The organism is Enterococcus sp. CWB-B31 (genome assembly GCF_020567645.1).
Lineage (GTDB): Bacteria > Bacillota > Bacilli > Lactobacillales > Enterococcaceae > Enterococcus_L.
Genome location: NZ_JAJDJW010000001.1, coordinates 358,645 through 372,064 on the forward strand (window position 1 = coordinate 358,645; position 13,420 = coordinate 372,064).

General features: G+C 41.3%; 13 protein-coding genes. 10 read left to right on the top strand and 3 right to left on the bottom strand.

All coding sequences use genetic code 11. From position 1 onward, the window contains the following. Position 1: 1 nt before the first annotated feature. The 10 genes from LI954_RS01415 to ald all read left to right on the top strand — a co-directional run bounded on the left by LI954_RS01415 (position 2) and on the right by ald (position 9,964). Positions 2 to 277, top strand: coding sequence for a preprotein translocase subunit YajC (locus LI954_RS01415; RefSeq protein ID WP_202066355.1), 276 nt, complete (start codon positions 2 to 4; stop codon positions 275 to 277). 161 nt (positions 278 to 438) lie between these two features. Continuing rightward, complete coding sequence (agaV, locus tag LI954_RS01420; RefSeq protein ID WP_229442286.1) at positions 439 to 915, top strand: PTS N-acetylgalactosamine transporter subunit IIB; 477 nt, start codon at positions 439 to 441, stop codon at positions 913 to 915. Between the two features lie 21 nt (positions 916 to 936). Continuing rightward, positions 937 to 1,740, top strand: a complete 804-nt coding sequence (locus LI954_RS01425) for a PTS mannose/fructose/sorbose/N-acetylgalactosamine transporter subunit IIC (protein ID WP_202066360.1) — start codon at positions 937 to 939, stop codon at positions 1,738 to 1,740. Continuing rightward, the gene (locus tag LI954_RS01430) at positions 1,730 to 2,773 is read left to right on the top strand and encodes a PTS system mannose/fructose/sorbose family transporter subunit IID (RefSeq protein WP_202066362.1); all 1,044 of its coding nucleotides are present in this window, start codon (positions 1,730 to 1,732) and stop codon (positions 2,771 to 2,773) included. The genes LI954_RS01425 and LI954_RS01430 overlap by 11 nt, the downstream gene beginning before the upstream one ends. Before the next feature lie 502 nt (positions 2,774 to 3,275). After that, positions 3,276 to 3,998, top strand: a complete 723-nt coding sequence (locus tag LI954_RS01435; protein WP_236671791.1) for a GntR family transcriptional regulator — start codon at positions 3,276 to 3,278, stop codon at positions 3,996 to 3,998. Positions 3,999 to 4,023: 25 nt separating this feature from the next. Then, complete coding sequence (locus tag LI954_RS01440; protein ID WP_202066375.1) at positions 4,024 to 5,196, top strand: SIS domain-containing protein; 1,173 nt, start codon at positions 4,024 to 4,026, stop codon at positions 5,194 to 5,196. A gap of 170 nt (positions 5,197 to 5,366) precedes the next feature. Beyond that, on the top strand, positions 5,367 to 6,530 hold the full coding sequence (gene nagA / locus LI954_RS01445) for an N-acetylglucosamine-6-phosphate deacetylase (RefSeq protein ID WP_229443291.1): 1,164 nt from the start codon (positions 5,367 to 5,369) through the stop codon (positions 6,528 to 6,530). 83 nt (positions 6,531 to 6,613) lie between these two features. Continuing rightward, a complete protein-coding gene (lacD, locus tag LI954_RS01450) occupies positions 6,614 to 7,609 on the top strand; it encodes a tagatose-bisphosphate aldolase (RefSeq protein ID WP_202066388.1) in 996 nt (331 codons plus the stop codon). A gap of 169 nt (positions 7,610 to 7,778) precedes the next feature. Continuing rightward, the gene (locus tag LI954_RS01455) at positions 7,779 to 8,711 is read left to right on the top strand and encodes a hexose kinase (protein ID WP_229442288.1); all 933 of its coding nucleotides are present in this window, start codon (positions 7,779 to 7,781) and stop codon (positions 8,709 to 8,711) included. Positions 8,712 to 8,848: 137 nt separating this feature from the next. Further along, a complete protein-coding gene (gene ald / locus LI954_RS01460; RefSeq protein ID WP_202066391.1) occupies positions 8,849 to 9,964 on the top strand; it encodes an alanine dehydrogenase in 1,116 nt (371 codons plus the stop codon). Positions 9,965 to 10,385: 421 nt separating this feature from the next. On the opposite strand, the gene LI954_RS01465 is transcribed toward ald, so the two are convergent. The 3 genes from LI954_RS01465 to LI954_RS01475 form a co-directional block, all read right to left on the bottom strand. Further along, complete coding sequence (locus tag LI954_RS01465; protein ID WP_229443292.1) at positions 10,386 to 10,703, bottom strand: hypothetical protein; 318 nt, start codon at positions 10,701 to 10,703, stop codon at positions 10,386 to 10,388. A 110-nt stretch (positions 10,704 to 10,813) separates the two neighbouring features. Next, a complete protein-coding gene (locus tag LI954_RS01470) occupies positions 10,814 to 12,337 on the bottom strand; it encodes a UDP-N-acetylmuramoyl-L-alanyl-D-glutamate--L-lysine ligase (RefSeq protein WP_229443293.1) in 1,524 nt (507 codons plus the stop codon). 167 nt (positions 12,338 to 12,504) lie between these two features. Continuing rightward, positions 12,505 to 13,194 carry a DUF3862 domain-containing protein gene (locus LI954_RS01475; RefSeq protein WP_229443294.1) on the bottom strand — a complete coding sequence of 230 codons (690 nt, stop codon included), beginning with the start codon at positions 13,192 to 13,194 and terminating at the stop codon, positions 12,505 to 12,507. Positions 13,195 to 13,420 lie beyond the last annotated feature (226 nt).

Below are 13,420 nucleotides of genomic sequence, written 5' to 3' on the forward strand. Positions count from 1 at the left end.
TATGTGGCATAGTATACTGGCAGTCTCAATTATAATGATCGCCTTTTTAGTGGGAATGGCACTTGTTTGTTATGTCTTCAACTTTAAAAATGTAAAACGACAGAAGGATTATTATCGAAAACTGCACCAGGAGCTGGCAGTAGGGCAACAGGTGATTTTTTTAAACGGCGTTCACGGTACCTTAACCAGAATCGGACATGAAACAGTGGATGTAAAGACTAAGTCTGATGCAGTGATGGAAATATCAAGGTTTGCTATTACGGAGATCGTTGGCTGAGACTTGACGGACTCTATTAATAAATAAGATGAGAAAGGAGAACCGCAGTCCTTGTCGCAGAAGCGGCTTAGGAATGGGGCTATCGGATCAAAGAAGAGAGAGCAATTGATTCTTGTTAAGCACGAGGAAATCAATTGGTACCAAAGAAAGGAGAATGACAGATGCCGAATATTTTATTAACACGTATTGACAATCGACTGATTCATGGACAAGTAGCAACGCAGTGGAATGGTTCACTTGGCTCTAATTTGATTTTAGTGGCAAATGACAAAGTAGCAGGGGACAAGGTCAGACAGGGATTAATGGATATGGCAGCACCGAATGGAGTAGCAACGCGCTATTTTACTTTACAGAAAACGATTGAAATTATTCACAAGGCTTCTCCGAATCAAAAAATCTTTATTATTGCGGAAAACCCAAAAGACGTGCTGACATTAGTTGAAGGCGGTGTACCGATTAAGAAAGTAAACATCGGGAATATGCATATGGCTGAAGGAAAACGTCAGGTTGCTACAACTGTTGCTGTTGATGACCAGGATGTCGCAGCTTTCCGAAAGCTGCAGGAACTGGGTGTTGAACTGGAAATTCGCCGTGTGCCGACAACACCGATAGAAGACAGTAAGAAGCTTTTTAGCTGAAACTAGGAAGGAGATAAAAAAATGGATTACAGTATTTTACAGATAGTATTAGTGTTTTTAGTAACGTTTATTGCTGCCATTGATCAATTCAGTTTTCTGGAATCTCTTTATCAGCCTATTGTAACAGGTATGGTTATTGGCTTGATATTGGGGGATCTGCAGACCGGGCTGATTGTTGGAGGAACATACCAGCTGATGACCATTGGAAACATGCCGGTTGGCGGAGCACAGCCGCCGAATGCAGTAATTGGAGGAATTATGGCTGCCATTTTGGCGATTACACTGAAATTAGAGCCGACAGTGGCTGTTGCCACAGCAATTCCATTCTCCTTGCTGGGTCAATATGGTGTGACTTTGCTGTTCTCTTTGATGTCACCGGCAATGACTGTAGCAGATAACTATGCTCATGAAGGAAACACCAAAGGAATTGATTGGATTAATTATTTGGCAATGCTGGGGTTGGGAAGTATTTTCGGTATTATCGTTGTTTTATTCTTTATCGGCGGTCAGGCATTTGGACAAACTGTAGTGGATGCCATTCCTGGATGGCTGATGGGCGGCTTAAGCGCAGCCGGCGGAATGATGCGTTATGTCGGTTTTGCGATTTTGCTTAAGGTAATGGTCTCTCGGGATATGTGGGGCTTTTACTTCTTTGGATTTGCTTTGGCTGTTATCGTAATGGCAGCACCAAGCTTGGGCGGTCCTGCTTTAATTATTTTGGCATTTATCGGATTTGCGCTGGCATTCTGGGATTATCAGGTTCAGACAAAATTCAAACAGACTGCATCAGTGAATAACTTCGGAGGTGACGAAGATGGCATATAATATTCCAGACACGTATAAAAATACCAATCCGGCTCCTCAGCTGGATAAAAAGACATTAAATAAAATGGTATGGCGCTCTCTGTTTTTGCAGGCATCCTTTAACTATGAACGGATGCAGGCTGGCGGCTGGCTGTATTCCATTCTTCCAGGGTTGAAAAAAATTCACGGAGATGAAAAAGATGATTTATCTGCATCCATGAGTCATAATCTGGAATTTTTTAATACTCATCCGTTTTTGGTAACGTTTGTTATGGGGATTGTCCTTTCTCTTGAACAAAACAAAGCAGATATTCCAACGATTCGTGCAGTACGTGTGGCAGCTATGGGACCTTTGGGCGGAATCGGCGATGCATTGTTCTGGTTTACACTGGTTCCAATTACTGCCGGTATTACCTCTAATATGGCGATTGACGGCAATATTGCTGCTCCGTTTGTTTTTTTACTGGTATTTAACGTTGCACAGTTTGCACTGCGTTACTTCCTGATGAACTGGTCCTACAAGCTGGGGACAGATGCAATTGGGGTGCTGACAGAAAATGCAAAAGAATTCACTAGAGCAGCAAGTATCTTGGGTATATTCGTTGTTGGCGCATTGACATGTGTTTATGGAGCGACAAAGCTGGATGTTCAAATTCCTAATGGTACAACAAATGTTGTTCATTCTGTTACAACAGTTGTTTCTGCAGCTGATCAGCACAAATACGATGAGTTTATTTATAAAACAGATGAAGATGGAAATCTGACAGAAGACGTTCAGGATGCAGCAGACGGAGAAAAGGCACTGGGTGTTAGAAAACTGGATTCAGGGGAATACGAAGTTACGTTTAACCAAAATGAAACACAGGATGTGACGATTGACATTCAGGGAATTCTTGATGGTATTTTACCGCAGATGATTCCGTTGGCACTAACGCTGATTCTGTACTTCTTCCTGGCAAAACGAAGCTGGACACCGCTGAAATGTATTGGTCTGGTACTGGTGATTGGTCTGGTTGGTTCAGGGTTCGGCTTATGGCCGTCTATCTGGCCATAGAAGCTTGACTGACAGTTCTCAGATACGTACTCTGTCAAACAATGAAGACCGCAGTGAATGGGAAGTGTCTGGGTTAGTAATTAGAATAAACAATTAACTGCCGGACTTTCCCATTATAAAGAGTAGTCAAAATTCAAAGATTAAAGACTGGTCTTTCAAAACGTTCTCTTTACCGGACGAACCTCAGCTGAAAAACTATGATGAAAAATCATTGAAATTCAATGGAAGAATGATAGACTTAACATGTGGTAGTTACCACTTGTCCAGAGCTGTTTCGGGACACTGGCTGTTCCGGGGTGATAAGCTGCAGCATTGCTCAATAGTAGTTGTCTCGGCAATTTATTCAGCTCTGCAGTCAAAGTGGTCAGCTTAGAAACAGTAAACAAGCCAAGCTGTTTTTCAGGAAGGGATGCAATAATTCCTGTTGGCAGTTTGCTAAACATGAAATAGTTTGATTAATCATTCAAGACATTGCACCACTAAATTTCAGGAGGGGAATATATTGGAAAGAAAGAGAAGACAGCCATTGTATGATCAGCTGGTTGATTTGCTGAAAGAACAGATTGAAACAGAGCTGGAGCCGCATGCGATGCTGCCATCCGAGCGTGAGTTGTCGGATAAGTACGGATTGAGTCGTACAACAGTACGTTTGGCGCTGCAGGAACTGGAGAAGATGGGGTACATTTATCGTCAGCATGGAAAAGGAACCTTTGTTTCTTCCATCAGTCAGGAAGTAACGAATCTGACTGGCGGTTACAGTTTTACTGAACAAATGAGATCGCTTGGAAAAACACCTAAAACAACGATTCTGGATTATCGTATTGTAGAAGCCAATAAGTTTTTTGCAGAGCATTTGAACCTCTCTTTAGGCGAAAAAATTATTAAAATTAAACGTTTGAGAAGTGCCGATGAACTGCCGATGATGGTTGAGCGGTCCTATTTACCCTATAAAAAGTTTATGAAAATGAAAAAGGAAGATATGGAGAAAAAACCGCTGTATGATCTGTTTTCCGAGGATTACGGTGAAACTATTAAGCTGGCTGAAGAAGAGTTTTATGCAAGTATTGTAAGTGATAATGATGCGAAACAGCTGGAAGTACCTTATAGCGCACCTAGCCTTAACTTGGTTCGAACAACGTATAATTTAAAGAATGAAGTAATTGAGTTTACGTTAAGCGTTGCACGTGCAGATAAGTTTCGTTATAAGGTACGCCATGTTCGCTGATTAAAAGCAAGGAGGCGTAGGCTAGATGTTTGAAAAAAAAGCAGATATTTTAGAAAAAATGGGTGCGGAGATCACAACACGTGAGATCAAACAGCAACCTGACTTATGGAAGGAAGCTCTACAAATATATAAAGAGAATAAGGAAGCAATTGCTGCTTTTTTTGAACGGGCAGAAAAGGAAACAAAGAAAAAAATTCGGGTAATCTTTACTGGAGCCGGTACTTCACAATATGTGGGAGACACACTGGTTCCTTATCTAACTAAAAAGGGTAATACAAAGGTGTTTACATTTGAAAGTATTGGGACGACAGATATTGTAGCTGCTCCATATGATTATCTGCTTTCAGACGAAGTGACGATTCTAGTGTCGTTTGCGCGAAGCGGGAATTCTCCTGAAAGTTTGGCAGCAGTAGAGATTGCTAATGCAATTGTGGAAAATATATTTCATATAACGATTACTTGTGCACCTGATGGACAGCTGGCACAGTTTGCCGAAGGCGATGACCGAGTTCTGTTGCTGCTGATGCCTGAAAAATCAAACGATAAGGGTTTTGCGATGACCGGAAGCTTTACCTGCATGACGTTATCTGCATTATTGATTTTTGATCAGACAGAATTAAAAAAGAAAGAAGTCTATGTAACTGCGATGAGTGAAATGGGTCGGGAGGTTATATGCCGCGAAGAAGAGATTCAGTCTTTGCTGAAAGATGAGTATCACCGGATTGTTTATTTAGGTTCAGGTTCATTGTCCGGTTTGACACGGGAAGCACAGCTGAAGGTACTGGAGCTGACTGCCGGAAAAATTGCGACGGTTTTTGACTCTTCTCTGGGATTCAGGCACGGTCCTAAATCATTTGTTGATTCTAAAACGCTGCTCTTTGTGTTTATTAATAACGATGTGTACACCAGAAAGTACGATCTGGATATTTTGACAGAAGTACACAGAGATCAGATTGCTGCACAGGTTGTGGGAATCGGCCAAAAAGATTCGGCAGAGGTTGCCGGGACACCATTCCTGTTTTCTGAGGAAGAAGTGATTCTTCCGGAAGCTTATCAGGTATTTCCAGATATCCTGTTTGCTCAGACTGTTGCTTTAAACAGTTCCATTAAAGTCAGCAATACACCTGATACTCCTTCTCCGACAGGTACTGTGAATCGGGTAGTTGAAGGAGTAACAATTTACGAACTGAAAAAATGATATTGATTATAGAAGCTTTGGCTGAAATGGGGGTCGGAACAGAACAAACTGTCATCTGACCCTTTATTTTGAGATGTCTTCAGCTTTAATTGCTTGCTATTTTAGCCATGACAAAAGGAAGATTTCAGCAGTTTCTGAAAAGAATGCTTTGGCAGGAAAGGAAGAGAAGCATGAATAATTATTATTTGAAGGCAGATCGTTTCTTTTTAAAAAGCGGGATGGCATCTGCCGGATATCTGGAAGTTTCGAATGGGAAGTTTGGAAATTTTACCAAAGAAAAGCCGGAAGGCGAGATTCTGGATTACAGCGGAAAATGGATTGCTCCCGGACTGGTCGACACACATATTCATGGCTTTATGGGATATGACGTAATGGATAATAATTTTGAAGGAATCAAAAAAATGTCCAAAGGATTGCTTAGCTGTGGTGTTACTTCATTTTTACCGACAACTCTGACTGCAGATATTGATACGTTGAATGAAGTTGCTGCATCCATTGGTTCACGTTATCAAGAGGTGGAAGGAGCAAAAATTCAGGGGATTTTCTTTGAAGGACCATTTTTTACAGAAGAACATAAAGGGGCGCAAAATCCTGACTATTTTTCCGATCCGAATATTGACGTATTCAATCATTGGCAAAAATTAAGTAATGGTTTGATTCGAAAAATTGCTCTTGCACCGGAACGAAGGGGGGCTGCGGACTTTATCCGTGAAGTGACAAAACAAGGCGTAACTGTAGCTTTGGCGCATAGTGCGGCAACCTATAATCAAGCGAAAGAAGCTGTCTATGCGGGTGCTTCAATGTTTGTACACACATACAATGGAATGAGCGGCTTGAGCCATCGCGATCCGGGAATGGTAGGTGCGGCAATGACATCAGAAGCGGTGATCGCCGAATTGATTTGTGATGGGCATCATGTTCATCCAGGAGCGGCTGACGTACTGATGAAGGTGAAAACGTCGGGGAAAATTGCACTGATTACTGACTGTATGCGTGCTGGTGGAATGCCTGCTGGAGAATATACGCTTGGGGAATTCCCAGTAATTGTCAAAGATGGGGCAGCACGATTGCAGTCAAATGACAGTTTGGCTGGCAGTGTGCTGCAGCTGTTTGATGGGGTGAAGAATGTTGTTGACTGGGATCTTGCTACTGTGGAGGAAGCAATCAAAATGGCTTCACTGGTACCAGCACAAAGTGTCCATATTGATGACCAGTGTGGAAGTATTGAAGCAGGTCTGCCGGCAGATTTTCTAATTATCGGTCCGGATATGAGTCTGCTTGAAACATACTTGGAAGGTCAGTCTGTTTATATGTGTTCGAAAGAACAAGAATAAACTGCTGCATAAAAGAACGACAAGAGACGATACAAGGTTGAACAGGTAATAAAAATAGAGTGGAAAGAAACAGGAGGAGAATGATGTTAAAGATAAGCAAAGCAAAGAAAGAGTCAATGGATCGATTATCAACGAAAGATGGCTTGATTGAAGCGTTAGCCATTGATCAGCGGGGAGCACTTAAGAAAATGATCAGTGCACTGGGCTTAGAGGCGGCAGAAGAAAGCATCAGCGACTTTAAAAAGCTGGTTTCTGAGCAGTTAACACCGTTTGCTTCATCTATTTTGCTGGATCCTGAATATGGTCTGTCGGCAGCGGAAGCCCGAGACAGTGAAGCCGGACTGCTGCTGGCCTATGAAAAAACAGGCTATGATGCGTCAACACCTGGGCGGCTTCCGGATTTGCTGGAAGACTGGTCTGTTAAAAGACTGAAAGAAAAAGGGGCGGACGCCATTAAATTTCTGCTTTACTATGATGTGGATGAAGCGGCAGAAATCAATCATTTAAAGCATGTCTTTATTGAACGTCTGGGCAGCGAGTGTCTGGGTGAGGACATCCCGTTTTATCTGGAGCTGGTTTCTTATGATGCTCAAATTGCAGATGCAGGATCAACAGAATATGCGAAAAGAAAACCGCATAAGGTGATCGAAATGATGAAAGAATTCTCCAAGACGCAATATAAGGTAGATGTACTGAAAGTAGAAGTTCCTGTGAACATGAATTATGTTGAAGGATTTGCTGAAGACGAAGCTGAGGCAGTCTATTCTCAAGAAGAAGCTCTTGCCTGTTTTAAAGAACAAAGTGATGCAACGCATCTGCCGTTTATTTTTCTAAGTGCGGGAGTATCCGCAGAGCTGTTTCAAAAAACACTGGAATTCGCCAAACAGGCAGGCTCTACCTTTAATGGTGTTCTTTGCGGTAGGGCAACATGGAAAAATGGTGTGGCGCCATTTGTAAAAGCCGGTGATGCTGCAGCAATAGACTGGTTGACAGGTGAAGGTAAAAAGAATATTGAATCACTGAATGAAGTTGTAAATCGAACAGCTTCTTCCTGGCATGACAAGATCATGGTGGAATAGTCCGCAGTAAGGGGCAGTTGTTCTCCTAATGAAGTTAGAAAAATTGAAAAAGTGAGATAATTTGTAAAAACGGATGATCTTAGATGTTCAGCCGGGAAGTGTTGAAAATAATGGGAGATTCTAATTGTTCAGACACTTCTCGGAAGTAAAAAAGAATGGAGGCTTACCTATGATTTTAACTGTAACGATGAATCCTTCTGTTGATATGTCGTACTCATTGGAACACTTCAAACTGGATGATGTTAATCGTGTCAGCGAGGTATCGAAAACTGCCGGCGGGAAAGGCTTGAACGTTTCCAGAGTCCTTCATCAATTGGATAGGGAGCTGCTGGCAACTGGTGTATTAGGCGGATTTTTAGGTGCATATATTGAATCGGAGCTTGAAAAAGAAGGTATCCTTCACGACTTCACTAAAATAAAGGAAGAATCAAGGAACTCGATTGCTGTTTTGCATGATCAGGGACAGCAGACAGAGATTTTAGAAAAAGGACCCACTGTAACAAAGCAGGAGGAGCAGACATTTATTGAACATTTCAAAGTTCTGGTAAAGCAAAGCAGATTGGTAACCATCTCAGGAAGCTTAGCTGCTGGTTTATCTCAGAATCTTTATGATACGCTGATTGGTTTAGCTAAGGAAGCGAAGGTTTCTGTATTATTGGATACCTCAGGTAACGCACTGAAGCAGGCAGTGATTTCAGAGAATAAGCCTTTTTTAATTAAGCCGAACAAAACAGAAATTGCAGAGCTGCTGTCTGTTGAAAAAGCTGAGGGTGAAGAACTTTTGGAGCAACTAAAGCATCCAATGTTTGACGGCATTGACTGGATTGTTGTTTCGCTGGGAGCAGCAGGGGCGATAGCGAAGCATAAAGAAAAATTCTATACGGTCAGGATTCCTGCTCTTGAAGCAGTAAATCCAGTAGGTTCAGGGGATGCGACCTTAGCAGGGTTAGCATGCGCTGTTGCCGCAGGAAATACAGACGAAGATGTTCTGAAATGGGGGATGACAACGGGAATGCTGAATGCACTGGAAACAAAGACAGGCTGGATTGACCCGAATAAAATCGATGATTATTTCGGTCAGATTGTTGTTACTCAGCTGTAAAGAATGGACAACAGTTGTTCGTTAAATAACTCACAAATATGCCGAACACCCTTGCGAATCGTTTTTTCTTACTTTATACTTTTTATATGACATAGATAAGATGGATAAGAATTTAAACGAAAGAGAAGGTAATGTATATGAAAATTGGTATTCCCAAGGAAATCAAAATTGGCGAAAACAGGGTAGCCTTACCGGCGGCCGGTGTTCTTGATTTAATCAAGGCAGGACATGAAGTTTTTGTTGAAACAGGTGCGGGATCAGGTGCTTCAATCAAAGATGAAGAGTATATTGCTGTAGGAGCTGCCATTACAGCGACAGCTGAAGAAGCGTGGAATCAGGAAATGGTATTAAAGGTGAAAGAACCTCTGGCAGAGGAATATCAGTTTTTAAGAGAAGATCTGGTTCTGTTTACGTATCTCCATCTGGCAGCTAATAAACCACTGGCAGAAGAGTTGATGAAGAGTAAAATTAATACGATCGCATATGAAAGTGTTCAGCTGGAAAATGGCAGCTTGCCTTTATTGTCGCCTATGAGTGAAGTCGCGGGCCGATTGGCAACGCAGATTGGTGCGCACTGTCTGGAAAAAATTCCTGAAGGAAAAGGGATCTTACTTGGCGGAGTTCCCGGTGTTCGTAAAGCAAATGTTACTATTATCGGCGGTGGAATTTCAGGAACGAATGCTGCACAAATCGCTCTGGGTCTTGGCGCAGATGTGACGATTCTGGATGTGAATACAAAACGTCTGCAGGAACTGGATAACCAGTTTAACGGAACGATCAAAACACTGATGTCCAACCAGTTTAATATTCAGGAATCCTTAAAGACAGCAGATTTAGTGATCGGTGCTGTACTGCTTCCAGGACACAAAGCACCTGTATTGGTAACAGAGGAGATGGTCAAATCTATGCCTGAACATTCAGTGATTGTCGATATTGCGATTGATCAGGGCGGGATTTTTGAAACGATTGATCATGTTACAACACATGAGCAGCCAACATATGTCAAACACGGCGTAATCCATTATGCTGTGGCAAATATGCCGGGAGCTGTTCCTCAGACATCTGCCTATGCTTTGGCAAATGCAACATTGCCTTATGTACTGGAGCTTGCCAATAAAGGCTTTGAAGAAGCCGTGAAGCAGAATGAAGCATTAGCCAGAGGTGTTAATACGTTGAATGGTGCCATGACAAATCCGGCAGTTGCAGCGGACCTGGAACTGCCTTATACAGATATCGCTGAATTCTTAAAATAGAATCTGGCAGTTCGGAATTGAATGAGGGACGGCAATAGATTGGACTTGTTGACTGAATCTTCTATAGGGAATCTGTCGGACCTCGACCGTTATTTTCTGCAGTTTACAGTTTTGAAAACTGATTAAAGTCTCTGTATAACGGATGAACAGAATGAAAAGAACCTGAACTTTTCCTTAAAAGCCTAAGTATCATCGGCTTTGTAAAGGGAAAGCTTCAGGTTTTTGTTATTGTTTCTGCTACTCTCTTCTAAGTATGGAGCAATAGAGGCACTCAACATACTCTTCCTACATATAGAAAAATTCTCTAAGCACTTCTTCGATAGTTTTCATACAGGTTGTGCGTCATTCTAAAGAAGAATGGACTAGAGAAATGGTTCTTACACCTATTGCGAAGTATTCGGCACTAGAAAATACTTGGTTATCAGAATAAAAAGTTCTCCAACTCTGATTGCTCATGTTTTGTCGGAAGTTGATTCTTTTCAAGAAGCTGTTCCAGCCGTTCTTGAGAGAGTCCTGTTTTTTCGGCCAGCCGTTCCTTGTTCAGTCCCAGTTGATCTGCTTTATTCTGTACCTGAATAGCAAGAAGGATCGCTTCAATTTCTTCGTCAGTCAGTTTGCTGTTTTCGTTTTGTTCAAGGTTGATAATTTCCTTTACTGAGTTCAGCGTGAGCATCATACCTAAGCCCTCAGCCAGTTTTTTTATCTGCCGCATAAAATAGTCTTTTTCTTCGTAGCTCATCATTTTTCCTCCTGATTTTATTAATAAATTAAAAACAGCTGGTAGTTAAAAACTGCACAGTAAAAGCGATTGACGTTTACTGCACAGCTATTTGTGAATGAATTCAGCATTTACTTTTTATTATGAATGATCCGCTCAGCAATAGCGAAATCTCCTTCATAAGGCAGATCTCTCCCGCCGATTTTCTGATATAAATCAGCCCCTTTGCCAGCTAAAACCACAGCATCTTCCGGTCTGCTTAAGCACAAGGCAGCATCAATTGCCTGCTCCCGATCAATAATAATTTGGGATTCAACCGATGAAGCAAGATGAGCAGCAATTTCTTCTGCAATTTTCTGAGGATCCTCAGAAGCCGGATCATCGGTTGTCAGGATGGCATAATCAGCAAGCTCAGACAAAACTGTTCCGAAATCTTGTCTTCTGGAAATTGCCTTGTCTCCTGTACTGCCAATGACAACAATTAAACGGCCGTCTGGATGTTCTTCTTTTATGTAACTTAGAAGGTTTTTCAGACTATCATAATTGTGTGCGTAGTCAACATAAACAGCTGAGCCATTTGTATTAGACAGCTGCTCCATTCGACCAGGCACAGTTGTTTCCTGAATACCTGAATGGCAGTCCTGTTTTGATGCGCCAACCAGTGTGCAGGCGATAGCAGCACTCAACGCATTACCCATATTAAAGTCTCCGCCCAGCCGTAAAGAATATTCTCCTGACAGGGAAAGAGTATCAGGAGCAGCTGAAACGTTAAAGACCAGCGAATTTTTCGGATCTTTTGTATAGAGGTAATCTACATCTTCTGATTTTTGGCTGCCATAAACAACGACAGGTGTATGATACAAATCAGCAGTTTCTTTCAGCAGATTGAAGTAATCAGAGTCATGATTCAGAATGATTTTTTTGGAATTTACAATTAATTGCCGTTTGCAATAGAAATAATCATCAAATGTAGGATGTTCAATCGGACTGATATGGTCAGGAGTAATGTTTAAAAAGATTCCGACATCAAATGTCAGACCGTATACCCGATTTGTCTTATAGGCCTGGGATGAGACTTCCATCACAAAATGTGTCATCTGATTTGCTGCTGCTTCTGCCATCATTCGATAGAGATCCGCAGATTCGGGCGTTGTCAGCTGAGATTTAAAAAAGGTTTTTCCATCCAGCGTTGAATTCATCGTTGAAAGCATGGCCGTCTTTTTATTTGTTGAGTGATCCAAAATAAATTTCGTGAAATAAGCAGCAGTTGTTTTTCCTTTCGTCCCAGTAAACGCAATCAACGTCAGTTTATTTTGAGGATAATCATAAAACAGCATGCTGAGAACCGACATCGCTTTTTTTATATCTGTTACAATGAAGCCCAGTTCGGCAGCTGTGTCATAAGGGGTTTCAGAAACATAAAATTTTAATCCTGCGGCTGCAGCACTCATCAAATATTCTTTTTTAAAATTCAGTCCTTTACAGAAAAACAAGGTATCCTCAGAGACAGTTCTTGAATCATAGGATACAGCAGTAATCAGCCGATCGGACAGATGCTGAGGAATAATGAGGGTCCAGTCAGAACCGGCAACCATTTCTTTTAAAAGCTGTTCTTTTATTAAACACTCTTTAATTTCTGTCAATGAGATACTCATATAATAAGCCTCCAAATATAAATGAGCTGGAAAGGAGTTCCCGCTCTGATTGTTGTCATCTTTAACATTTATCATACAATTTCAAAACAAAAACATCAAGGCAGCGTATTTCAGAGAAAAAGCAGCTTCCGGTTCTTATCCGAAAACTGCCTGTCTTTGTTCTATTATTAAGAAACTTGTTCTTTTGTAACTGCCTGATCATTATCAAAATGAATAGTGAAGCCCTGTTCCACATTTGTCGTCCAAAATGCAGTGGTTGCGTGTACATTATCAATAAGTGAATCACTGAGTGAATCTGGAGCACCAAATTCTTCAATCGCCTGTTCATAGGTGTAAGAACCATCTGTAGGAACGGCTTCAAACTGAGCTGTAGTAGTTTTATCATCTGCTTTACTGACTAGTTTTGCGACACTTTTTCCAATGGCAAAATCGTCGCTGAAGTTCACACTGATCGTTGTTTTTCCATTGAAGGTATTCCAGATAGCCATCTTGGTTTTTGTTTCGCCAATTTCGGAATCAACATTGGAGCTTGGTTCTCCCAACAGTGCTACGACGTCATCATAGCTGGAGCCCTTAACATCTTCCGCTATTGAATCGCTTAGATTGATTGAACGATACAGTTCCAGTATTTCCACAATATCTTCTTCAGTATTTGTATTCTCAGTTGTTGTTTTGGATTCTTCGGTTGTCGAATCTTTAGATGCAGAATTGCCAAACGGCAGGTCAAAATCAAAAGGGATAAACTGTGAAGCAGCAAAGCCTCCGCCACCCAATATCAAGAAAACCAATAACCAAAACCATCCTCTTTTTGCGATCGGTTTTTTGGCTGTTGCCATTCTGTCTTCTTTTCTTCCCATAGTTCATCCTCTTTTCCATTAGTTTGATTCAGCATTTCAATCATACAAATGTTTATTTGGAAATACAAGCTTAATTTAGTTGATTTTGTAAAAAAATAAAAAGAATAGTATTAAGTAAAGGAATTCGCAGATGTATTGCCCAAAATATATATAAGTATTGGAATGAAAAAGCAAGGTACAAAAAAGACCAGAATACAGGGCGGCTGTATGAGAAGAAGTAGAGAAT